A 21,920-nucleotide genomic window follows, 5' to 3' on the forward strand; every position below is an offset into this window, starting at 1 on the left:
GCCGACCGTGCCCGCCCATGTCAAAACCGCCCCGTGGAGGTGCCGCCGCCCGCGCACCCCGCAAGCTGGCGCTCGCGCTGCTCTGCAGCGTTGCGATGGACCTGATGGCCGGCGCGCATGCGTGGTCGCAACCGGTGCCGGAGGCCGATGACGGTGCCTCCACCGCCTTCTACCTGCAGGCGGCTGTCAACGGTGTCGAAAAGGAGCTGATCGTTCGCGTCGACCGGCGGGCCGGTGTGCTGTACATGGCCGCCGGCGAGTTGGAGGAACTCGGCGTCCGCGTCGACGAACTGCCGTTCGGCCCAGACCAGCAGATCGCCCTGGACGCCGTGCCTGGCCTCGGCTACGACTACGACGCCGCCGCCCAGCGCATCGCGCTGCGCGTGCCCGAGGGGCTGCTCCGGGCCCAGCGGCTCGGCGCCGAGCCGCCCGCGCTGCCCCCGGTGCAGTCGGGCACCGGCCTGGTGGTGAACTACGCGTTCAATCTCCAGACCACGCGGCTCTCGCTGGACGAGCAGCGCGAGGTGCAGCGCAATCCCAGCCCGCTGCAGGGCGCCGGTACGCACGGTCCGCAGCCGCTGATTGGGGAGCAGGCCTTTGCCGACAGCTACGACCGCCTGAACCGGACCCTGTCCCTGTCGAGCGAGCTGCGCTTCTACTCGCCGCTCGGCGTGTTGCAGAACTCGGGTGTTACCACGCTGCACGAGGGCCAGACCGAGTACCTGCGCCAGGACACCTACTGGACCTACCAGGACCCCCGCCGGCTGATGAGCTATACGGTTGGCGACTTCGTCTCCGCTGCCTTGCCGTGGTCGCGGGCGGTGCGCATGGGCGGGGTCAGCGTGGCGCACAACTTCGACACCCGCCCGGACCTCGTGACCTATCCGGTGCCGTCGCTGGGCGGCAGTGCCGTGGTGCCGACCACGGTGGACCTCTACCTCAACGGCTTGCGCCAGTTCTCGGCGCAGTCGTCGGGCGGCCCCTTCGTGATCGCCACGCCGCCGGCGCTGACCGGCGCGGGCACCGCCACGCTGGTCTACCGCGACCAGCTGGGGCGCGAGGTGATCGTCAACCGGCCGCTGTATGTTGATGCGCGACTGCTCGCCAGGGGACTGTCGGAGTACGCGGTCCAGGCCGGCTACGCGCGGCGCAACTACGGCAGCCTGTCCTTCGACTACGCCGGCTCGCCCACCGCCACCGCTTCGGGTCGTTACGGCGTGACCGACGCCGTAACCGTGGAAGCGCATGCGGAGGCCGCCAGCGGCCTGCGCAACGCAGGTATCGGCGGGCTGGTGCAGCTCGGGTACTTCGGGGTGGCGAACGCGGCAATCTCCGGCAGTACAGGCGATGCCAGCGGCATGCAGTTCAGCGGCGGCTACCAGTACATCTCGCGCGCGTTCAGCTTCACGGTGCAGGGCATCCACGCGGCGAACCAGTATCGCGATCTCGGCACGCTCGAGGGCGTTCCCGTGCCGGAGAATCAGCTGTACATCACGCTCAGCGTGCCGCTGACGGCGCGGCAGACGCTGTCGGTCAGCTACTCGCGCCAGGACGCGTCGTTCCTCGGCGGCTCGCGCATCGTATCGGTCGGCTATACGGCGTCCATTGGCTCGCGATTCAACATCTTCGCCAACGTGTTCAAGGACTACGACCAGCGGCAGACCGTCGGCGCCTTCATCGGCGTGACCGTCTCGCTCGGCAACAGCGTGAGCGTCGGCACGAACGCCAGTTCGTACGACGGGCGCAAGAGTGTCTCGGTGACGGCCAACCGGCCCGTCGACTACGACAAGGGCGGCTTCGGCTGGAACGTACAGGCCGATGCCGGCAGCGAAACCTATCGCCGCGGCCTCGGCCGGGTGGACTATCGCGGCCGCTATGGCGACGTGACGGCGCAGGCCGAGCACATTAACTCGGGCAGTATCGAGTCGAACCATGTCTCGCTCTACGGGGCGGGCTCGCTGGTGGTGGCGGACGGCGCGGTGCTGGCCGGCCGGTCGATCTACGACGCCTTCGCCGTGGTGTCGACCGACGGCCTGGCCGATGTGCCGGTGCTGCGCGAGAACCGGCTGGTGGGCAAAACCAACGCTGGCGGCCGCCTGCTCGTGCCCGACCTGCTGCCCTACGACGGCAACCGGATCGCTATCAGCACCCTCGGGCTGCCGGCCGAGGCCAGCGTGACGACGGACCGCCAGGTCGTGGTGCCGCCCACGCGCGCCGGCGTGACGGTGCGCTTCCCGGTCACGCGCTACGAGGGCGCCACCGTGCTGCTGGTCGACGCACAAGGCCAGCCGCTGCCGGTAGGGGCGCACGTCGTCCTGGAAGGCAGCGATGCCACGGCCGTGGTCGGCTACGACGGCGCCGTGTTCCTCCCCGCGCTGCAGCCGGACAACCGGGTGACGGTGACGTTTGGCGACAGGACCTGCACGGCGCAGGTGCCCTATGCCCCGCGCGATGTGATGACCTCCATCGGCCCCTTCCCCTGTGTCCTGCGGGAGCGCCCATGAACGCCCGTCTGGTTCGCCACCTGCTGGCCTGCGGGCTGTTCGCCTGGTTGTGGTGGGCGGGCAGCGCCTACGCCATCGACTGCACCGTCACGATGAGCGATATCGAGTTTGGCGAGGTCAACGTGCTGACCACCACGCCTGTCGGTGTCAACGGCGAGGTGAAGGTCGAGTGCACCGACATGACGACCAAGTTCGCCCGCGTCTGCCTGAGCTTCGGCTCGCCGGGCGGCGGCACGGTGGCGAACCGGACGATGACGGGCACGACCGCGACGCCGCTCGCGTACAACCTCTACCAGAACGCCTCGCACACCACACCCTGGGGCTCCGTGTACCTCACGCCCGCGCAGCCCCGTTCGGTGACGATGCAGGCGGATTCGTTCGGCATGGCCACCGCTACGGTGATGTATTACGGCTACATGCTGCTGCCGCAGGCGACCGTGCGGCCCGGCAGCTATAGCGCGATCTATACCACCGCGGACACCTCGATGAACGTACAGGGCTATGTGTCCACACCGCCAGCCTGCTCGTCGAGTATGCCGCAGGGTACGTCATGGACCTTCACCGTGCGCGCGACGGTGGTGTCGGACTGCAACATCACGGCGACCAATATCGATTTCGGGCAGATCGGCCTGATTAGCGGGCCCGTGTCGGCCAACGGCAACATCAGCGTGACCTGCTCGGCGGGCACGGCCTATGCGCTGGCGCTCAACAACGGCACGGGCGCAGGGGCTACGCCAACCTCGCGCAAGATGACACGCGACGGCGGCACGGAGACGCTGACGTATGGCTTGTATGTCGATGCCACGCACAACATCGCATGGGGAGATGGAACGGGCGGGTCGACCACCATGATGAGCACGGGGACCGGCGTCACCAACCAAGCCACGGTGTACGGGATGGTGCCGCCGCAGGCCGGGGCAGCGCCGGGGCTCTATCGCGACACGATCATCGTCACCATCACGTACTAGCGGCGGGTAGCGACAGCGTGGCGGCCGCGCCGCCGCCGGGGCGGTTCTCCACGGCGATGCGGCCATGGTGCAGCGCCGCCACCTCGCGCACGAGGCAGAGCCCGAGGCCGGTGCTCTTGTCGCGGCCATCGGGGCGCGGCAGCGAGTAGAAGCGCTCGAACAGCCGCCCCTGCGCGTAGGCGGGGATACCCGGACCATCGTCGGTAATGCGGATGTCGATCATCCCGGATGAGCCGGGCAGCACGGCGATCTCCACCGTGCCCTGCGCCGGGGAGAAGTCGAGCGCGTTGTCGAGCAGGTTGGCCAACGCCTGATGCAGCAGGAACGGGTCGCCGCGGACCCCGGGCGCGCCCCAGCCAGCCGGCAGCGGCTGGCGGCGCAGCGTGATGCCGCGCTGTCGCGCGCGCGGCTCGCACGCCTCCGCGAGCGCCTCCAGCAGCGGCAGCAGCGCGACCGGCTCGCTGGCATCGAGCTGCTGCTTCTGCTCCACCGCCGCCAGCATCAGCAGCTTGCCGATCATCAGTTCGAGCCGCCGGGTCTGGCCCTGGATATTGGCGGCGAAGCGGCGCCGGTCGGCGGCGGGCATCTCCTCCTGCAACAGCTCCGCCGCACCGCCGATAGCCGCCAGCGGGCTTTTCATCTCGTGGGTCAGCGTGTGGATGTAGTGCTCGACGTACTGCTTGTCCTCCAGCCGCAGCCGCATCGTCTCCACGGCGCGTCCCAACTCCGCCAGCTCGCCGGCGCCGCGCAGCGGCATCTCGGCGCGCTCGCCGGCGGCCACCGCGCGGGCGTAGCGTTGCAGCCGGCGCAGCCCGTGCACCAGCCACAGCGTGCACGCCAGCCCGATCACGAAGGCGCAGCCCATCAGCAGCAGGCCGTGGAGCAGGATCTTCTGCCGGCTGCGGTCGATGAAGGGCGCCATCACGCGATTCGGCTTGGAGACGGTCAGCACGCCGATGATCGGGCCGCTATGGGGCGTACCGCCCACATCATCGGCCCGGATCGGCGCCGCGACGTGCATCACCGTGCTGTCCTCGTCGTCCGGGTCGATGCGTGTGCTGCGGGCGCCGTACTTGCCCTGCAGGGTGCGCGCCACGTCGTTCCAGCGGGAGTGGTCGGCGCCCGTGGCGGTGCCGGCGGAGTCGAAGCGCACGACGCCCCGGGTGTCGGTGATGGTGACCCGGTAGTGGATGGTGTCCTTGTGCACGCCCCAGATCGTCGCGTCCACCGGCACGCTGGCCAGCGTGGCCACGCGCCGCGCGAACGCGCCATCGGCGATATGGCCCTGCTGCATGTCGTCGGCAGCCAGCAGCGCCAGCACCTGGGCGGTATCGGCCAGCGTGTCCTCCATCGCCTGGCGCACACCCGGCTTCACTTCCTGCACGAACACGCGCAGCGTGAGGAACGCGGCAAGCCCGACGATCAGGAAGAAGCCGAAGAAGATGCGGAGTCCGATATGCATGCCGGCCGGGCGCTCAGGGATCGAGCGAGTAGCCCATGCCACGATGGGTGCGGATGGCGTCGAACGTGGCGTCCACCGCGCGCAGCTTGGCGCGCACGGTCTTGATATGGGTGTCGACGGTGCGGTCGATGGTGTCGGCGGCGTCGTGCCAGACCATGTCCATCAGCTGGGCGCGCGAGTAGATGCGCCCCGGCTGCGCCACCAGCAGCGCCAGCAGCCGGTACTCGTAGCGCGTGAGGGCCAGCCACTGGCCGTGGAAGGCGATTCGGGCGCCGGCTGCGTCGTGGGTGAACCGCGCGGGCGGTGGCGCCGTAGCCGATGGCGCCCCGGCCCGGCCCCCCGCACGGCGCAGGATCACCCGCACCCGGGCCGCCAGTTCGCGCGGCGAGAAGGGCTTGACCACGTAGTCGTCCGCGCCGATCTCCAGCCCGACAATGCGGTCGATCTCCTCGTGCCGCGCCGTCAGAAAGATCACTGGCACGTCAGAGAACGTGCGCAGCGTCCGGCAGACCTCGAAACCGCTCATGTCCGGCAGGCCCACATCCAGGATCACAAGGTCGGCCGGTGCCGCGCGCAGCCGCTGCAGCGCGTCGCCGCCCAGCACGAGGTGCTCGGCCTGCATGCCATCGGTGCGCAGTGCATAGAGGATGGTGTCGGCGATGGCGGCTTCGTCTTCCACCACGACGACGGTCGGCGGGTTCATCGATTCCGGGCCCGGGATGCTGAGATTGGCGCGATCTTATCAGGCCCGCACCCCACGCCGATGGAAGTAGACCCGCTCGGCGGCCAGCCGCAGCGGCGCGGAATGGAGCAGCACCTCGAACGGCCAGTCGAACTGCAGGCGGTCGAACACCCAGCGCAGCGCGCGCTTGGTCAGGAAGCGCGGTGCGCTGGCCGCCGCCACCCGCTCCGGGGCCGGCCCGCCGTGGAGCAGGTGGGCGGCCATGGCCTCGCCGATGGTCTCGCCGTGGCGCCATGCCGAATGGATGCCGCCTGCCGTCACCGGCGAGACCACCCCGGCTGCATCGCCGGTCAGCATTACCCCGGGTCCGGCGATGGGCGCGACCGGCCCGCCGCACGGAATCAGCCCAGCCCGCGTGGCGCCGGGCAGGGCGTCGTCCGGAATTTGCAGCAGATGGCGCACGCGCTGCAGAAAGCCGTCGATGTCAGGCGCACGCGGGCGGCGCGGCGCCTGGCGCAGCGCGAGGCCGGCCTGCACGCCGGTCGGGTTCTGCGTCACCCAGCCGATATAGCCCGGGGCGAAGCGCTTGCTGACGAAGCAGTGGAGCGCGCCCGGCTCGGGCAGCGTCATGCCGGGAAACTCGTACTCCACGCCGTAGAGGAAGTCGTGGACGCGCCCCAGCCCGGCCGTGATCGCCACGCGCGAGCGCACCCCGTCCGCGCCCACGAGGTAGCGCGTGCGGCCCACGCCGGGCACGCGCCAGCCACCCCCGCAGGGCTGGGCGCCGGTGAACGCGGTGCCCAGGCGCAGGTCCACGCCATGGCACACCAGTTCGGCAGCCAGCCAGCGCATCAGGCGCGGGGTATCGGTCGTCAGGAAGTAGTAGCCCGGGGCGCGCAGCGCCAGGCTGCGCAGGCTGGGCGCGTAGAGCCGCACCTGTTCCACCCGGTGCAGGCAGTCTGCCGGCGCGTGGCGCAGCCAGGTCTGCTCGGCGGCCTCCTTCACGATGATGCCGGTGGTGTGCAGTTTCTCGCCCGGATCGACCTTGCGCTCCAGCACCACCACGCGCAGCCCGGCTCGCGCTGCCGCCAGCGCACAGGCCGCGCCCGCGAAGCTGGCCCCCACGATCACCACGTCCGCATCGAAATTCGCACCGGCTGCCGTCATGTCACTGCTCCTGAAGTTGGACGGAGTGAGTGTTGCCAGCGAGGGTGAAGCCGGTATGAGGCGAATGTGAGGCGCGGACGCCGTCGGAATTGGTCGAAATCGGTCGGAATCGGTCGGAATCGGTCGGAATCAGTCGGGGAACAGCGTCTGCGCCGCGCGCCGGATGCCGCCGTAGCCGGTGCAGCGGCAGAGGTTGCCGTTGAGCAGCGCGCAGGCTTCGGCCTGGCAGGGCCGGGGCTCGCGCAGATGCAGGTGCGTCATCGTCATCACCATGCCCGCGGTGCAGTAGCCGCACTGCACGCCGCCGCAACTGGCCAGCGCCTCGCGCACGGGCAGGCTGGCGGCGTCTGCCGCGACGGACTCGATGGTCCGCACCGCGCGGCCTTCCAACTGCCACGCCATGACCAGGCAGGCGTTGGCCGGCGCGTCGTCCAGCCAGACCATGCAGGCGCCGCAGCGGCCCACCTCGCAGCCGGGCTTGGCGCCGGTCAGGCCCCAATGCTCGCGCAGCAGCGTGAGCAGCCGGGTGTCGGGGGCGCAGTCGATGCGCACCGGGGCGCCGTTCAGCGTCAGGTTCAGGGTGAGAGAGATCACGCTTGCTCCAGGATGGCGATGACCTGCGCCGGCTGCACCGGCAGGCGCGTGACGGGGTGCCGCAGCGCCACGGCGATGGCATTGGCGATGGCGGGCACCGCGAAGTTCACGCTGATCTCGCCCGCGCCGCGTGGGCCGATGGGGTCGCCGTCGGGCAGGTTCTCGATGGCGATGACGTCCATCGCCGGGGCGTCGGCCAGCGTCGGCATCAGGTAGGTGTCGAGATTGCGCGCCGTATAGCGCCCGCCCTCGCACGGCAGGTCCTCCTGCACGCACATGCCCAGGCCCATCACCGCGCCGCCCTCCATCTGGCCGAGGTAGCCCTGCGGCGAGGCCACCGGCCCCAGCGCCGTGCACATCACCATGGACTCCACCGCCACCACGCCGCTCCAGGTATCCACCCGGACCTGGGCGAGCGCCGCGCACGCGCCGAACACGAAGTGGGTGTCGTGGGCGTTGTCCTCGGGGTCTTCCGGCGGCAGGTCCACGCCGATGCAGGGGCGGGCGGCGCCGAGCGCATCGGCCAGCGCCCGGTAGGGCAGGCACAGGCCGTGGGCATCGTGCACGCCGCCCGCGCCAAGCCGCAGCCCCTGCGCTGGCCGGCCCAGCCGCGCGGCGGCGGCGCCCAGCAGGGTTTCGCGCCACGGCTGCGCGGCGTGGGTCAGCGTACGCCAGACCAGGGTGGTGGCGCGCGAGGCCGCCACGGGGCCCGAGTCCGGCGCGCAGGCCGTGTCGCCGAGCACCGCGCGCACATCGTCCGCTCCGCAGCCCAGATGCGTCACGCAAAGGCTGCGGATGGTGCCGACGAGGTTCTGGCCCAGTTCGGTGAAGCCGCAACGCAGTTCGATGGCGCCATCGGCGGTCAGGGCGAGTTCCATCCGGCTCGCGCCCGGGCCGCCCTTGCCGAAGCCGTCGCTGCGATGGACCAGCGCCAGCCCCACGCCATGCACGTAGCGGCCTTCGCCACTGTGCCAGCGGTGCAGGCCGCGCCAGAGCGGCTGGGCGCGTGCCACGTCCAGCGCGCGGTGCGGGCCGTCGAACGGCACCACCTGCTGGCCGAGTGGCCCCGGCGCGTCCGGCGCGGCGAGGTTGATCGCCCGGAAGCGCGCGGCGTCCAGCCCCGCGCGCGCGGCCAGCCGGTCGATCTGTTGTTCGAGCGCGTACTGCACCTGCACCGCGCCGAAGCCCCGGAACGCGCCGGCCACGCCGTTGTTGGTGTAGGCCAGCCGGCCATGGATGGCCACGGCGGCGTAGCGATAGGGGCCGGGCGCGTGCTCCACGGCGGCGTCCAGCACCTCGGGGCCGTGCGTGGCGTAGGCGCCGGTGTCGGCGAGGATATCCACCTGCTGGAAGGTGAGCCGCCCCAGCGCGTCGCACCCGGTGCGCATGCGGATGCGCATCGGGTGCCGCTTCACGCCGAAATCCACCGATTGCGGCCGCGTCAGGTGCAGGCGTACGGCGCGTTGCGTCTGCCACGCCAGCAACGCGGCGATGGGCTGCACGGTCAGTTCGTCCTTGCCGCCATAGGAGCCCCCCACGGGCGTGCCGATCGCGCTGACCCGGTCGTACGGCAGGCCGAGCATGTCCGCGATGACCTGCCGCTCGCGCGCCGGGTTGTGGCCGCCGAAGCAGAGCCGCAGACCGCCATGGCCATCGGGCTCGGCCACGCCGCCCTCGGTCTCCAGGAAGCCATGCATCTGGCGCGGCGTGGTGTAGGTGTCCTCGACGATATGGACGGACGCCGCTTCTGCGGCGGCCAGATCGCCACGGCGATGCGTGACCCGGTGCAGCAGGTTGCCGCCCGGGTGGACGTGGGCCGGCTCCGGGCACTCGGGCGCCAGCGCGGCTTCGGCGTCATCGACCAGCGGCAGTGGCGCGTATTCCACGTCGATCAGCGCCAGCGCGGCGCGCGCGGTGGCCATGTCGACGGCGGCCACGGCGGCCACCGGGTCGCCCACGTAGCGGACCTTGTCGCGGCACAGCACCGGGCGGTCGATCTTGCGCAGGCCGTAGTCGGCCACGCCGGGGATGTCGGCATGCGTGACCACGGCATGCACGCCGGGCAGCGCGCGGGCAGCACGGGTGTCGATCCGCACGATGCGCGCATGCGGATGCGGGCTGCCGAGGATGGCGCCGCGCAGCTGGCCCGGCGCGATGCGGTCGGTCAGGTAGCCGGGATTGCCGGACAGCTTGGCGGCGGCGTCCGGGCGCGGCGAGGTGGCATCGTCGGCGAGGCGCCGCGTGCGGTGCGGGGTGGCGAACGGCGGCAAGGCGCTCATGGCGGCGTCAGCAGGCCGCAATGGCCGGCGATCAGTCGACTGGCGATGGCGGCCAGCGGGGGTGGCAGGGCGTCGGCAAGGCAGGCGGCGCGCAGCGTGGCGAGATTGGGCGACGTCCGTGCCAGCAGCGCCTCCACGGCAGCGAGGCGGCGCACCGGCAGGTCCGGCGCGGCCACGGCGGCGTGGCTCAGCGCGCATCCTCGGCCGGCATCGTGCCAGCGCAACGCCATGCGCAGCCGCGCCGGCGAGAACGCCGCGCGGTAGCCCACCTTCTCGAACACCGCGTGCACGGCGCCGTGGCGATCCGCGCGCGGCAGGTGGAAGGCCACCATCAGCGGCCGCACCGGGCGTTGCAGGGTCTGCGCGAGCGGCTCGCGCCGGCCATCGGCCAGTTCGGCTTCGGCATCGAGGGCGAGCAGCACCGGGGCGGCGTCGCCCATGCCCCAGCCGATATTGCCGCCGAGCGTGCCGAGATGCCGCACGCCGAGCGCGCCAAGCTGGGCGATGGCCTCCGCCAGCAGCGGCGCGTGGGTGCCGACCAGCGGGTGCCGCCGCACCGCTTCGAGCCGCGCGCCGGCGCCGATGCGCAGGGTGCCCGCTTCCAGCGTGATCGGCCAGGTCTCGGGCCAGTGCTGGATATTGATATAGCAGACGTCGCGCGGCGCCAGCCGGGGCTCGTCCCATTCCTGCTGGATCAGCGTGCCGCCGGCGATGAAGCGCGCCCGGGGGCCAAGCTGGTCGGCCAGTGCCTGGGCGGCTTGTGGCGAGGCGGGCGTGACGAGTTCCATGACGATTGGCGGCCGGCGATGGGCAGACTATCGGCCCGCCCAGAAGCGGCGCTGCGCCTCGGCGATCTCGGGCTCCATCTCGGGCACCGGGCCGATCAGGTCCACGGCCTTCTGGCAGTGATCGAACACGTAGCGCGACGGCACGCTCATAGTCGGGTTCTCGGCGTGGCTGCCCGTGCATTGCAGCAGCGCGTGCTCGGTCATGCCGAACACCACCCGGCCGATATTGGCCCAGTAGGCCGTGCCGGCGCACATGCAGCACGGCTCCACGGTGGTGTAGAGCGTGCAGCCCCACAGGTAGTCGGCCGGGAAGTTGGTGGCGGCCACGCGCGCGAGTGTGGATTCGGCGTGGTTCACCGTGTCGATGTTGCACTGCTCGAGCAGCACGGTTTCCTGGTCCGGGCCGACCAGGATGGCGCCGAACGGGTGGTGACCCAGCGTCACGGCGCGCTCGGCCACCTGCTGGGCGCGGCGCAGGTGGCGGCGGATCTGTTCCGGCGTGGGTGGCAGGCCCTGGGCGGGCAGGGTGGTGGGTTCGGACATGGTCAGGGTCTCCGTGAGGGGATGGATCGTCGCTCAGGCCCGGTTGCCCTGGCTCCAGGGGAACAGCCGCTGGTACGCCAGCTGCACCAGCCCGTAGAGCGTGAGGCTGCTGATGACCAGCAGGATCAGCGCGGCAAAGGCGACCGGCACCTTGAACGACGAGGTGGTGAACAGTATGAGGTAGCCCAGCCCCTTCTCGGCGGCGACGAACTCTGCCACCACGGCCCCGACGATAGCCAGCGTGATCGACACCTTCAGCGCCGCGAACACATACGGCACCGCGAACGGCATGCGGATCTGCCAGTACTGGCGCGCGGTGGTGGCGCGCAGCGAGCGCGACAGCTCCACCAGCTCCGCCGGCACCGACGCCAGCCCCAGCGCCGTGGACACCACCAGCGGGAAGAAGGCGATCATCGTCGTGATGACCACGCGCGGCAGCACCCCGGCGCCGAGCGTGACCACGATGATCGGCGCCACGGCCACGATCGGCGTGGACTGGATCACCACCAGCCACGGCATGACGATGCGCGACAGCAGTGGCGAGCGCGTGATGGCCACGGCCAGCGGCAGCGCCAGGCAGATCGCCACGACATAGCCGGCCAGCGCCGCCTCCAGCGTGGCGGCCAGATGCTCGAACCAGCGCGCCGCGCCGAGTTCGGTGGCGGCCCGCGCGATCACGCTGGGCGCCGGGAGGATGTACTCGGGCACGTGCAGCAGGCGGCAGCCCGCCTCCCAGAGGATCAGCACGAGCACGAAGACGCACAGGCTGGCGTGGCGGTTCAGGAACGCTGTCATGGCGGGGGCGGGTTTAGGAAACCAGTTACTGGGGCTTGTGGCTGAAGACCTGCACGCGGATGTCGTTGGCCATCCGCGTGAAGACCGGGTCGGCCAGCGTGGCGAGGTTGCGCGGGCGCGGCAGCGGCACGTCGATGATGTCTGCCACGCGCCCGGGGCGCGCGCTCATGACCACGATGCGGTCCGAGAGCAGCAGTGCCTCCTGGATCGAATGGGTGACGAAGACCACCGTCTTGGGCCGCTCGTTCCAGATCCGCAGCAGCTCGAAGCTCATTTCGTCGCGCGTGAGGGCGTCCAGCGCCGAGAACGGCTCGTCCATCAGCAGGATGTCGGGGTCGTGCAGCAGCGAGCGCGCAATCGACACGCGCTGCTGCATGCCGCCGGAGAGCTCGTCCGGCCGCTTGTGGCCGAAGTCGCCCAGGCCGATCATCGCCAGCAGCTCGCGCGCCCGGGCCTGGTCGCGCGCATCCACGCGGCCGTACTTGTGGCGCATCGGGAAGGTGATGTTGTCCAGCACGCTGAGCCACGGCAGCAGCGTCGGCTTCTGGAACACGATGCCGATCTCGTCGCGCGGCTCGGTGACCGGCATGCCGAAGATCGACACCTCGCCGCTGCTTGGCCGCAGCAGCCCCGCAATCAGCCGCAGGATGGTGGACTTGCCGCACCCGGACGGCCCGATCAGCGAGACGAACTCGTGCCGGCGCAGGTGCAGGTCCACCCCTTGCAGCGCCGTGACGGGACTGCCATCGCTGGAGACAAAGGTTTGCGTGACCGTGTTCAGGTCGATGACAGTTTGCATGGGCCTCGGCGGTTGCCTTTACTGGGTCAGGAAGCGGCGGTCGACCAGGGTCTCGGGGTCTACCTTGGCCGGCGCGTACTGCATCGACTGCGCCACCCAGCCCCAGGTGGCGGCGAGCAGCTTGGGGTTGAACCTGCCGACGCCATCGCGCTTGCTGATGTCGTTGCGCAGCAGCGGGATCGACGATTCGAACTCGGCCTTGACCACGGCCACGTCCGCCTCGGGCACGGCCGCCTTGAGCGCCTCCGCCGCCTGCTGCGGGTGCTGGATCGAATAATCGAGCGACTTGTTCAGCGCGCGCAGGTAGCGCTTGAGCACGTCCGGGCGCTCGGCGATGGTCTTGTCGCTGGCCAGTACGGACCAGCCGTAGCCGTCGAGGCCGAAGCGCGTCCACGGCAGCACCGACAGTTCCTGGTTGGCCTGCTTGAGCACCGCGCCGAAGGCCGGCGCCACGGTCACCCAGTTGATGGTGGCGTCCACGCGGCGCTGGGCCAGCATCGGCGCCAGCGTGGCCGGGTCGGCCTTGATGACCTTGATCCTGGCCGGGTCGATGCCGTTGCGTTGCAGCACCACCGGCCACAGCGCGTTGGAGGACGAGAACGTCGGCATGGCCACGGTCTTGCCTTCCATGTCCTTGAGCGACTGGATCTTGCTGTCCGCGCGCGTGAACAGCGCGTCCGGCTGGTTGGAGTAGAGCGACATCACGGCCTTGACCGGGATCTTGCCCTCGGCGGCGGCCGTCATCAGCGCGGCGATGCCGCCGAAGCCGACATCGGCGGCGCCGGAGGCGATCTTGGTCACGGCGTCGGCGGAGCCACGGCCCGGGAGGATCCTGACCTCCAGCCCTTCCTCCTTGAAGAAGCCCTGCTGTACGCCGGCATAGACGAAGGACTTGTCGCCGCCGGGCAGCCAGTCGAGCTGGACCGTGAGTTTGTCGGCGGCGTGGGCGGCGCCGGCACAGGCCAGCAGCAGCGAAGCGATCAGGGGGCGCAGGGTCATGGTCGAACTCCGGGGAACGGCATTGAGGAAAGGCGGGGCAGCAAGGCGTCGGTCAGGGCCTGGGGGCAGGCCACTTGCGGCACGTGGCCGCAGTCGAGCGAAATCCGGTGGGCGCCCGGCGTGAGCGCCTGCATGTGCCGCTGGAGCGGCAGCGTGACGGAGCGGTCCTGCAGGCATTCGACATAGACACGCGGCACGCGGCCGAAGCGCGCGGCGCTGAGCGTGTTGCGCATGTCGCGGCCTGTGTCGGGCTGGGGGCACAGCCGCGCGGCGGCGGCTTGCGCGGCCTCGGACGGGCAGTCGTGCAGGAAGATCTCGCGCGCGGCGGCGGGCGGCACGCGGCTGGTGGTGCCATCGGCATCCCATGCGAGATGCGGCACGATGCCGGTGTAGTGGAAGCCGGCATCGGCGGCGCGGCATTGGGCGATCACGTCGCCGAAGCTGATGCCGGCGGGCAGCATCATGCCGGCGAGGTAGACCAGCGCGCGCACGCGGTCCGGCAGGGCTTCGGCCACCTGCGAGGCGGTCAGGCCGCCGCCGCTGTGGCCGAGGACGACGGCCGGGGCGTCCAGCGCGGCCAGCCGTGCGCACACGTGGGCGGTGTAGCCGGCGAGGGTGGCATCGGCCCGCCTTTCGGGGCTGCGGTCGTTGCCGGGCAGGTCCACGGCGTGCACCTGCCAGCCGGCGGCTTCGAGCATCGGCTGCCAGGCGGCGAAGGCCCAGCTGCCTTGCCAGGCGCCATGGATCAGGACGATGTGGGGGCGGGGCATCGACATGACCGGCTCAGCCGTAGGTGCGCCGGTAGCAGTCCATCAGATGCTGCTCCACGGTCACGGACGGGTACTTGGCGGTCTCGCCTTCGGCACGGCAGGTCGGCAGGCAGGCCACCTCGTGCAGCGGGTTGCCGGTGAAGAAGAACGGTACCGAATAGCGCTCCCTGCCCGAGCGGTTGATCACCCGGTGCAGCGTGGAGACGTAGCGGTCATTGGTCCAGCGCGCGAACAGGTCACCGATATTGACGACGAAGGCGCCGGGCACGGGCGGGGCATCGATCCAGCTGGCCTGGAGGGCGTCCCAGACCTGTAGGCCGCCGGTCTCGTCCTGGAGCAACAGGGTCACGCCGCCGAAGTCGGTATGTTCGCCGCAACCCTTCTCGCCGGGCTGGGGCTGCGCGGGTTGGGGCGGGTAGTGCAGCAGCCGCAGCGTGGCGGAGGCGTCGTGCAGGTAGCCATCGAAATGGTCCTCGGGGAGGTCCAGCGCCAGCGCCAGCCCGCGCACGACGGTGGCGCCCAGCGCGTACGCCTGCTGGTAATACGCCTCCATCACGTCGCGGAAATCCGGCAGGGTGGCGGGCCACTGGTTCGGGCCGGTATTGAAGCGGCCGGCCAGCACGCGCGGGTCATCGGCGGCAATCTCGGCGCCGATATAGAAGCTCTCTTTCAGGTCGGGCGGCGCGCCGGCTTCCAGCGTCTGGGCGCGCAGCGGCTCATAGCCCCGGTTGCAGGGCGAGAGGCGCTTGTCCACGGCGAGCTTGTCGGCCATGCTCAGGTCGAAGAAGCGCTGGCTGGCCGCGAACACATCGCGTATCAGCACCGGGTCGATGCCGTGGTTCGTCAGGTAGAAGAAGCCGCGATGCGCGCAGGCATCGTGCAGCTGCATGGCCACGGCGCGGCGCGCGGCGGGGTCCGCGCTGCGCAGTCCGGCGATGTCGATCAGGGGCAGGCTAAGCGAGGCGGAGGAGGCGGGGGCGGTGGCAGTCACGGTGAGCGGCGGGCCTCGAAGGCTGGGCGACGGATGCAGCCCAGTCTAGAGACGCCCCCCTGCGCTGGATAGCGCCGATTTTTGCGCGGGGCGATGCCGAAGTTAGAGCACCCCGGCGGGTAGCGCGGCGGGGGACGGGGCGGCTATCCGCTCATGCACTCAAGGCGTGCGCGAACGGCTCCGGGGATGCCTCGCTTTGGCGCGCCGGGGCACGGTCGCGGTGCAGCGCGGCGGGCTTGCGCAGCGCGAGGGCTTCCTCGCGCTCGCGCGCCTCGATGGCCTCGGCGGCAATCCGGATAAAGGCGTCGAGCGCTGGCGGCGGCGTGCGGCCGGCGCGCACGTAGACGCCGAGTTCCGAGCAGATCGGCGCCGGGGTGTCCAAGGGCACGTGCACCAGCCGCCCGTCGCGCAGTTCGCGCTCCAGGCCCAGCCGGCTCTGGAAGAAGATGCCCACGCCACGCTCGACAAGGCCCTTCGCCAGTTCGATCGACGAGGTTTCCAGCAGCACCTGCAAGGCGCGCTTGTGATGGGCGAGCACGGGCTGGAGCAGCGCGTGCATCGACAACTCCGGCCGGGGCAGGATCAGCGGATAGGCCGCGCATTCGGCAAAGTCCACGTGTGGCAGGCCGGCCAGCGGATGGCCGGGCGGCACGATGGCGCCCAGCGCGAAACGCGACACCATGCACTGGCGCAGGCCGTCGTGGCGGCGGATGGAGAAGCCGATGCCAAGGTCCGCCTCGCCATCGATCACGGTCTGGGCGGCCTGTTCGGAGCCGCAGATGCGCACGTCGATCTGGATGGTGGGGTAGCGCCGGTGCATCTGCGTCAGCATGGCGGGCATCAGGTCGGCATTGAGCCCTTCCACGGCCGCCACGCTGAGCGAGCCGCGCCGCACGCCGCGCAGCAGCTCCAGCTCGGTGGCCAGGCGCTGCTCGTCCTGCAGCACGGTAATCACGTGGCGCGAGAACACCTCGCCGGCCGGGGTCAGGCGCAGGCCGGTAGCCATGCGCTCGAACAGCGGGCTGCCGATCTCTTCCTCGAGCTGCAACAGCTGGCGGTTGATGGCCGACGAGGCCACGTGCAGCCGCCGCGCGGCCTCGCGGATGGAGCCGCAGCGGCGGATCATGTCGAAATACTTGATGGCGCGGGCGTGGATGTGCATGCCCGGATCGAGCATGCACCGTGCCAGCACCAGGGGGCGGCGCGCGCGTCCGGTTCGCCCCCCTCCCTCCCGATCAGCGGTCGGCGCGGATCGGGCTGTACTCCACCGGCACCCAGCTGTAGCCGCGCGCATCCTTGCGGATGTGGCCCAGGCCCGGGAACGGCATGTGCGCGCCGGCAATCAGCCAGCCCTTGGCGGCGGCCTGCGCGAAGACGGCCTTGCGCGTCTTGATGGCCTGCTGCTGGTCCGAATCGAACTCGATCGACACCTCGGGGTGCGCCATCTGCACCGAATGGCTGTGGACGATGTCGCCCCAGAGCAGCAGCGTCTGGCCCTTCGACGTCACCAGGTAGGAGCTGTGCCCCGGCGTGTGGCCCGGCGTGCCGAGCACGCTGAAGCCGGGCAGCGGCTGCGCGCCGTCGGCGTAGGTGTGGAGCGCGCCCTTGGCCTTGTAGGGCGCCACGGCGTCCTGGGCCATCTTGAAGAACGGCTTGTTGTCCGCGGGGGCCTGCTGCGCGACGGCCTCGCTCAGCCAGTAATCGGCATCCTTCTGCGAGGCCCAGACCGTGGCATTGGGGAAGACCGCCGTGGTGCCCTGGGTCAGGCCGCAGGCGTGGTCGGGGTGCAGGTGGGTCAGCAGCACCGCGTCCACGTCCTCCGGCTTGTAGCCGGCGGCGCGGATATTGTTGACCAGCCCGCCCATGGTCGGGCCGAAGCACTGCGCCGCGCCGGCATCGACGAGCACGAGCTTGTCCTGCGTATGCACCAGGAAGCCGTTGACGGCGGTCTGCACGCCGTTCTTGTCGACCACGAACATGCGCGCCATCAGCGACTGGAGATCCTTGGCCTGCATGCCCTTGAGGAGCTTGCTGCCGATATCGATATAACCGTCATAGAGCGCGGTCACGACCACGTCGCCAACCTGCTGGCGATAGAAGCCGGGCACCTGCTCCTTGACCTGCGCGGGCGCGGCCGTGGCGGCAAGACTGGCGAACATCAGGCTGGCCAGCGCGGCACGAACCAGCCGGCGTGTGGCCTGGGGGGCAAAGGCGAGGGATTTCATGGGAGACAGATCCTTCCTGGATGGGAGTGGAAGCGAATAGGGCAGGGAAGTTGCCGGAGGCCCATTCTAATGATCTGTCGGAAAATGCGCGCTGAGGGCCACGCGGGGAGAGGAAGGCCAGGATGGAAGGCCGAAGGGCCGCCCAAAGCAAAAAGCCGCAATCCCGTGAAGGACTGCGGCTTTTCTAATAGATGGTGGCGAATCAGGGATTCGAACCCCGGACCTGCGGATTATGATTCCGTCGCTCTAACCGACTGAGCTAATTCGCCAACGAAGACCGCAATTATACCCACGCTTTGGAGCCTGTCAACACCCTCGTGACAGTTTTATGCAAGCTTCCGCAGGACCCCGGGCGGCTGCCCAAAAAAATGGCAGATCCGTGGATCTGCCTGAGAAGGAGTGACCGGCCGTGTACTGCCTTGCGGTGCCGGTCTATCCTGAGCGCGGTTGCGTAGCGCTGAACCTGAACTTGGCTCAGTCGTTGGCGTAGATATCCACGTCCTTGGTTTCGCGGACGAACAGCGCGCCGATCACGAAGGTCATGGCGGCGATGATGATCGGGTACCAGAGGCCGTAGTAGATGTTGCCGTTCTGGGCCACCAGCGCGAACGAGATGGTGGGCAGCAGGCCGCCGAACCAGCCGTTGCCGATGTGATATGGCAGCGACATCGACGAGTAGCGGATCCGCGTCGGGAACATCTCCACCAGCATCGCCGCGATCGGGCCGTACACCATTGTCACGTAGATCACCAGGATGACCAGGATCACCAGCACCATGATCGTGTTCATCTGGGCCGGGTCGGCCTTGGTCGGGTAGCCATGGGAGGCCATCGAGCCGGACACTTCCTTCTTGAACGCGGCGATCTTCGCCTTGCTCTCGTCGTCGAAGGCGCCCTTCACGACCGTGGCGTCGAACGCCTTGATCTCCTTGTCGCCGATCTTCACCGAGGCAGGCGTGCCGGCCGGGGCGTTGACCACCTCATAGCTGGCCGATGCCTGGGCCAGCGTGCGCTTGACGATGTCGCAGGAGCTGCGGAAGTCGATCTCGCGGGCGATCGGGCTGCCCTGGAACGAGCAGCTCTTCGGGTCGGCCGTGACCACGATCTGCGCGGACTGCTGGGCGCGCTCCAGCGCCGGGTTGGCGTAGTGCGTCAGCGCCTTGAACAGCGGGAAGTAGGTCAGCACGGCGATGGCGCAGCCGAGCATGATGATCCACTTGCGGCCGATCTTGTCCGACAGCGCGCCGAAGAAGATGAAGAACGGCGTGCCGATCACCAGTGCGCCGGCGATCAGCAGGTTGGCCGTCTTGGCGTCCACCTTCAGCACCTGCGTGAGGAAGAACAGCGCGTAGAACTGGCCCGTGTACCAGACCACAGCCTGGCCGGCGGTCAGGCCGATCAGCGCCAGGATCACGATCTTCAGGTTGCGCCACTGGCCGAAGGCCTCGGTCAGCGGGGCCTTGGAGGTCTTGCCCTCGGCCTTCATCTTCTGGAAGGCCGGCGATTCGCTCATCGACAGCCGGATGTAGACCGACGTGGCGAGCAGCAGGATCGAGAGCAGGAACGGGATACGCCAGCCCCAGGTGTCGAAGTTCGGGCCGGTCAGCTCGCGCGTCAGCAGGATCACGATCAGCGACAGGAACAGGCCCATCGTCGCAGTGGTCTGGATCCAGGCCGTGTACGCGCCACGCTTGCCGTGCGGGGCGTGCTCCGCCACGTAGGTGGCCGCGCCGCCGTACTCGCCGCCGAGCGCCAGGCCCTGCAGCATGCGCAGCGCGATCAGGATGATCGGGGCCGCCCAGCCGATGGTGGCGTAGCTGGGCAGCAGGCCCACCAGGAAGGTGGAGAAGCCCATGATCAGGATGGTGACCAGGAACGTGTACTTGCGGCCGATCATGTCGCCCAGGCGACCGAACACCAGCGCGCCGAACGGGCGCACCAGGAAGCCCGCCGCAAAGGCCAGCAGCGCGAAGATGAACGCCGAGGTGGGGTCCAGGCCCGCGAAGAACTGCTTGGCGATGACCGCCGCCAGCGAGCCGTACAGGTAGAAGTCGTACCACTCGAATACCGTGCCAAGCGACGAGGCCACGATGACCTTCCGCTCCTCGCGTGTCATTGGCGTGTTTTGTGCACTGCCCCCCGGCATTGCCACGTTTTGCGCGTTTGCCATTATTGTCTCCTCCGTCTCATCGAAAGGTTCCCCGTTGTCAGCGGCCACGCGTGTGCGGACCTCTGCATCGAAGTTGAGGAGGATTGTGGGAGGTGAAACTTACTGCGTTCTGACAGAAATGACGGGAATGGTGCCTAAATCGTCGGGGTATACGCTAGCGGGTGGCGTGGCTTGCGCGCCACCCCGTTTGCTGCACTGCGGCCCGGCGGAGCGCCGGGCGCGCCACGCAGCAGGTTACGCGGGCTTCTTGCTATGCAGCATCGGCCCCTGCAGAGCGTTGAGGGGTGGGCGGCGCGTTCCGTGGAGCGGCATCGGCATCGGCATCGGCGCCGGCTGTCGCGGCAGGGTGGCCGTCAGGCTCGAACTCATGGTCGGCGCGGTTCATGCGCCAGGCGTAGAGCGCGGCCATTCCCACGTAGACGATCAGCGCGCCCTGGGCGCCCATCCAGAACGAGAAGGGCCAGCCGAAGAAGTCGAAGCGCAGTTCCCGCGCGTACCAGCTCACCACGAACGACACCACGAACCAGACCACCAGCAGCGCGGCGATCCAGCGCCGGTTGTGCCGCCACGCGCGCCGCTCCTGCGGCGTCATGCGGTCGCGCGGGGTACGCCTCATGCCGCCTCCCCGGCGCCGGCGCCGGCGCGGCGCAGCGTCACGCGCAGCCGCGTGCCGGCCAGGCGGGGTGACGTCTGGTAGACGTGGTCGTCGATGGCCACCTCGCCGCCATGCTGCTGCACGATCTCGCGCACGATGGCGAGGCCCAGCCCGCTGCCCTCGGTATTGGTGCCCAGCACGCGGTAGAAGCGCTCCATCACCCGTTCGCGCTCGGCCGGGGCGATGCCGGGGCCGGTGTCCTCCACATCGAGATAGGCGAACGGCTCGAACGGATCGGCCGCCACGCGCACCGTGGCATGGCCGCCGGACGGCGTGTAGCGGATGGCATTGTCCAGCAGGTTGTTGAGCATCTCGGTCAGCATCAGGCGATTGCCGGTGATGGTCACCGGGTGGTCATCGGCTTCCAGCCCGAGGTCGATGCGGCGCGCCCAGGCCTGCGGCAGCCAGTCCTTGACCACCTCGCGCGCCAGCGCGGTGAGGTCCAGCGGCGCCATCCCGCCTGCGCCGGCCAGGTTCTCCATGCGCGCCAGCGAGAGCAGCTGCGTCACCAGGTGCGCGGTGCGCTCGGAACTGCCGGCGATCTGCGCCAGCGAACGGCGCAGCTCCTCGGGCGACTGCTCGCGCTGCGCCAGCTCGGCCTGCATGCGCAGCCCGGCCAGCGGCGTCTTCATCTGGTGCGCGGCATCGGCGATGAAGCGCTTCTGCGTCTGCACGGACAGGTCCAGCCGCGCCAGCAGGTCATTGAACGACGCCACCAGCGGCGTGATTTCCTGCGGCGCGGCGGTCTCGTCGATGGGGCTGGTATCGCCCGGGTTGCGCGCCCGGATGCGCTGCTGGATCGCCGTCAGCGGCGCCAGCCCGCGCGTGAGGCCGAACCAGACCAGCACCACGGCCAGCGGCAGGATCACGAACTGCGGCAGGATCACGCCCTTGATGATCTCGTTGGCCAGCCGCGCGCGCTTGTCCAGCGTCTCGGCCACCTGCACCAGCACCGGCTGGGAGCCGGCGCTCTTCAGGTCCACATAGGTATAGGCCACGCGCACGTCGTTGCCGGCCACGCGGTCGTCGCGCAGGGACACCAGCCCGGCATGGCCCTGGTCGTCCTCGGACGGCAGCGGCAGGTCGTGGTCGCCGGCCACGTACTCGCCGCGCTTGCCCACCACCTGGTAATAGATATTGTCGGTCTCGTCGGCACGCAGGATCTCGCGCGCGGAGAGCGGCAGCTGCAGCGTCACGCGCCCGTTCACTTCGCGCACCTGCTGGGAGAGCACGATGGCGCTGGCCTCCAGCGCGCGGTCGAACGGGCCGTTGGCGATGGACTTGGCGACGAGGTAGGTGACCGCGATGCTCATCGGCCAGAGCAGCAGCAGCGGGGCGAGCATCCAGTCGAGGATTTCGCCGAACAGCGAGCGCGGCGAGGGATGGGCGGACGATTCCTCCAGGTGCGGCAGGGCGTCCGCCAGCGCGGCGTCCTCGGCGGCGGCATCGGCCAGGGTCGGCAGAGGCGGTGGCGGGTCCGGAAGGGCAGGCGGGCGGCCCCAGGGCAGTTTCAGCAGGCGCATGCCGCCA

The 21,920-nt window shown here is 70.0% G+C and carries 19 protein-coding genes and 1 tRNA gene; 2 read left to right on the forward strand and 18 right to left on the reverse strand.

Annotated features, from left to right (window positions below):
• Window positions 1-17: 17 nt before the first annotated feature.
• Window positions 18-2,504 (forward strand): fimbria/pilus outer membrane usher protein, encoded by a 2,487-nt coding sequence (locus SB751_RS16870; protein WP_410748235.1) that lies wholly within the window; start codon window positions 18-20, stop codon window positions 2,502-2,504.
• Complete coding sequence (locus SB751_RS16875; RefSeq protein WP_144197254.1) at window positions 2,501-3,472, forward strand: spore coat protein U domain-containing protein; 972 nt, start codon at window positions 2,501-2,503, stop codon at window positions 3,470-3,472. Before SB751_RS16870 ends, SB751_RS16875 begins: the two co-directional genes overlap by 4 nt.
• Here SB751_RS16875 and creC read toward each other — a convergent pair.
• From creC to SB751_RS16965, 18 genes are all read right to left on the reverse strand, one after another.
• Window positions 3,462-4,934, reverse strand: a complete 1,473-nt coding sequence (gene creC, locus SB751_RS16880; protein ID WP_250025050.1) for a two-component system sensor histidine kinase CreC — start codon at window positions 4,932-4,934, stop codon at window positions 3,462-3,464. The two genes, SB751_RS16875 and creC, sit on opposite strands and share 11 nt — an antisense overlap.
• Window positions 4,935-4,947: 13 nt before the next feature.
• On the reverse strand, window positions 4,948-5,637 hold the full coding sequence (creB, locus tag SB751_RS16885; protein ID WP_144197256.1) for a two-component system response regulator CreB: 690 nt from the start codon (window positions 5,635-5,637) through the stop codon (window positions 4,948-4,950).
• A 39-nt stretch (window positions 5,638-5,676) separates the two neighbouring features.
• Window positions 5,677-6,783, reverse strand: a complete 1,107-nt coding sequence (locus SB751_RS16890) for an NAD(P)/FAD-dependent oxidoreductase (RefSeq protein WP_144197257.1) — start codon at window positions 6,781-6,783, stop codon at window positions 5,677-5,679.
• A 129-nt stretch (window positions 6,784-6,912) separates the two neighbouring features.
• A complete protein-coding gene (locus SB751_RS16895; protein ID WP_211944206.1) occupies window positions 6,913-7,377 on the reverse strand; it encodes a (2Fe-2S)-binding protein in 465 nt (154 codons plus the stop codon).
• Entirely contained in the window at window positions 7,374-9,656 is a 2,283-nt protein-coding gene (locus tag SB751_RS16900; RefSeq protein WP_410748236.1) for a xanthine dehydrogenase family protein molybdopterin-binding subunit, read from the reverse strand. Before SB751_RS16900 ends, SB751_RS16895 begins: the two co-directional genes overlap by 4 nt.
• Complete coding sequence (locus SB751_RS16905) at window positions 9,653-10,444, reverse strand: FAD binding domain-containing protein (RefSeq protein WP_144197260.1); 792 nt, start codon at window positions 10,442-10,444, stop codon at window positions 9,653-9,655. Before SB751_RS16905 ends, SB751_RS16900 begins: the two co-directional genes overlap by 4 nt.
• Window positions 10,445-10,471: 27 nt before the next feature.
• A complete protein-coding gene (locus tag SB751_RS16910; RefSeq protein ID WP_144197261.1) occupies window positions 10,472-10,987 on the reverse strand; it encodes a nucleoside deaminase in 516 nt (171 codons plus the stop codon).
• A 33-nt stretch (window positions 10,988-11,020) separates the two neighbouring features.
• Window positions 11,021-11,782, reverse strand: a complete 762-nt coding sequence (locus tag SB751_RS16915; protein WP_144197262.1) for an ABC transporter permease — start codon at window positions 11,780-11,782, stop codon at window positions 11,021-11,023.
• 25 nt (window positions 11,783-11,807) lie between these two features.
• Complete coding sequence (locus SB751_RS16920) at window positions 11,808-12,581, reverse strand: ABC transporter ATP-binding protein (protein ID WP_144197263.1); 774 nt, start codon at window positions 12,579-12,581, stop codon at window positions 11,808-11,810.
• A gap of 18 nt (window positions 12,582-12,599) precedes the next feature.
• Window positions 12,600-13,580 (reverse strand): ABC transporter substrate-binding protein, encoded by a 981-nt coding sequence (locus tag SB751_RS16925; protein WP_144197264.1) that lies wholly within the window; start codon window positions 13,578-13,580, stop codon window positions 12,600-12,602.
• Window positions 13,577-14,356 (reverse strand): alpha/beta fold hydrolase, encoded by a 780-nt coding sequence (locus tag SB751_RS16930; protein ID WP_144197265.1) that lies wholly within the window; start codon window positions 14,354-14,356, stop codon window positions 13,577-13,579. Before SB751_RS16930 ends, SB751_RS16925 begins: the two co-directional genes overlap by 4 nt.
• A 7-nt stretch (window positions 14,357-14,363) precedes the next feature.
• Window positions 14,364-15,341, reverse strand: coding sequence for an isopenicillin N synthase family dioxygenase (locus SB751_RS16935; protein WP_244844878.1), 978 nt, complete (start codon window positions 15,339-15,341; stop codon window positions 14,364-14,366).
• A 151-nt stretch (window positions 15,342-15,492) separates the two neighbouring features.
• Window positions 15,493-16,503 (reverse strand): LysR family transcriptional regulator, encoded by a 1,011-nt coding sequence (locus tag SB751_RS16940; RefSeq protein WP_211943617.1) that lies wholly within the window; start codon window positions 16,501-16,503, stop codon window positions 15,493-15,495.
• Between the two features lie 73 nt (window positions 16,504-16,576).
• On the reverse strand, window positions 16,577-17,566 hold the full coding sequence (locus SB751_RS16945; protein WP_144197267.1) for an MBL fold metallo-hydrolase: 990 nt from the start codon (window positions 17,564-17,566) through the stop codon (window positions 16,577-16,579).
• A 192-nt stretch (window positions 17,567-17,758) separates the two neighbouring features.
• A tRNA-Met gene (locus SB751_RS16950) sits at window positions 17,759-17,835 on the reverse strand.
• A gap of 205 nt (window positions 17,836-18,040) precedes the next feature.
• The gene (locus SB751_RS16955) at window positions 18,041-19,735 is read right to left on the reverse strand and encodes an MFS transporter (RefSeq protein WP_144197268.1); all 1,695 of its coding nucleotides are present in this window, start codon (window positions 19,733-19,735) and stop codon (window positions 18,041-18,043) included.
• A gap of 250 nt (window positions 19,736-19,985) precedes the next feature.
• Window positions 19,986-20,351, reverse strand: a complete 366-nt coding sequence (locus SB751_RS16960) for a DUF4212 domain-containing protein (protein WP_144197269.1) — start codon at window positions 20,349-20,351, stop codon at window positions 19,986-19,988.
• Window positions 20,348-21,913, reverse strand: coding sequence for a sensor histidine kinase (locus tag SB751_RS16965; RefSeq protein ID WP_250025058.1), 1,566 nt, complete (start codon window positions 21,911-21,913; stop codon window positions 20,348-20,350). The genes SB751_RS16960 and SB751_RS16965 overlap by 4 nt, the downstream gene beginning before the upstream one ends.
• Window positions 21,914-21,920 lie beyond the last annotated feature (7 nt).

The sequence above is a fragment of the Cupriavidus sp. SIMBA_020 genome (assembly GCF_046535395.1).
Taxonomy (GTDB): Bacteria; Pseudomonadota; Gammaproteobacteria; order Burkholderiales; family Burkholderiaceae; genus Cupriavidus; species Cupriavidus campinensis.

Excerpts from the sequence above, each read along its gene's own strand:
- SB751_RS16870 (WP_410748235.1), top strand. The coding sequence starts at position 18 with ATGTCAAAACCGCCCCGTGGAGGTGCCGCCGCCCGCGCACCCCGCAAG.
- SB751_RS16875 (WP_144197254.1), top strand. The coding sequence starts at position 2,501 with ATGAACGCCCGTCTGGTTCGCCACCTGCTGGCCTGCGGGCTGTTCGCC.
- creC (WP_250025050.1), bottom strand. The coding sequence starts at position 4,934 with ATGCATATCGGACTCCGCATCTTCTTCGGCTTCTTCCTGATCGTCGGG.
- creB (WP_144197256.1), bottom strand. The coding sequence starts at position 5,637 with ATGAACCCGCCGACCGTCGTCGTGGTGGAAGACGAAGCCGCCATCGCC.
- SB751_RS16890 (WP_144197257.1), bottom strand. The coding sequence starts at position 6,783 with ATGACGGCAGCCGGTGCGAATTTCGATGCGGACGTGGTGATCGTGGGG.
- SB751_RS16900 (WP_410748236.1), bottom strand. The coding sequence starts at position 9,656 with ATGAGCGCCTTGCCGCCGTTCGCCACCCCGCACCGCACGCGGCGCCTC.
- SB751_RS16905 (WP_144197260.1), bottom strand. The coding sequence starts at position 10,444 with ATGGAACTCGTCACGCCCGCCTCGCCACAAGCCGCCCAGGCACTGGCC.
- SB751_RS16910 (WP_144197261.1), bottom strand. The coding sequence starts at position 10,987 with ATGTCCGAACCCACCACCCTGCCCGCCCAGGGCCTGCCACCCACGCCG.
- SB751_RS16915 (WP_144197262.1), bottom strand. The coding sequence starts at position 11,782 with ATGACAGCGTTCCTGAACCGCCACGCCAGCCTGTGCGTCTTCGTGCTC.
- SB751_RS16920 (WP_144197263.1), bottom strand. The coding sequence starts at position 12,581 with ATGCAAACTGTCATCGACCTGAACACGGTCACGCAAACCTTTGTCTCC.
- SB751_RS16925 (WP_144197264.1), bottom strand. The coding sequence starts at position 13,580 with ATGACCCTGCGCCCCCTGATCGCTTCGCTGCTGCTGGCCTGTGCCGGC.
- SB751_RS16930 (WP_144197265.1), bottom strand. The coding sequence starts at position 14,356 with ATGTCGATGCCCCGCCCCCACATCGTCCTGATCCATGGCGCCTGGCAA.
- SB751_RS16940 (WP_211943617.1), bottom strand. The coding sequence starts at position 16,503 with ATGCACATCCACGCCCGCGCCATCAAGTATTTCGACATGATCCGCCGC.
- SB751_RS16945 (WP_144197267.1), bottom strand. The coding sequence starts at position 17,566 with ATGAAATCCCTCGCCTTTGCCCCCCAGGCCACACGCCGGCTGGTTCGT.
- SB751_RS16955 (WP_144197268.1), bottom strand. The coding sequence starts at position 19,735 with ATGGCAAACGCGCAAAACGTGGCAATGCCGGGGGGCAGTGCACAAAAC.
- SB751_RS16960 (WP_144197269.1), bottom strand. The coding sequence starts at position 20,351 with ATGAGGCGTACCCCGCGCGACCGCATGACGCCGCAGGAGCGGCGCGCG.
- SB751_RS16965 (WP_250025058.1), bottom strand. The coding sequence starts at position 21,913 with ATGCGCCTGCTGAAACTGCCCTGGGGCCGCCCGCCTGCCCTTCCGGAC.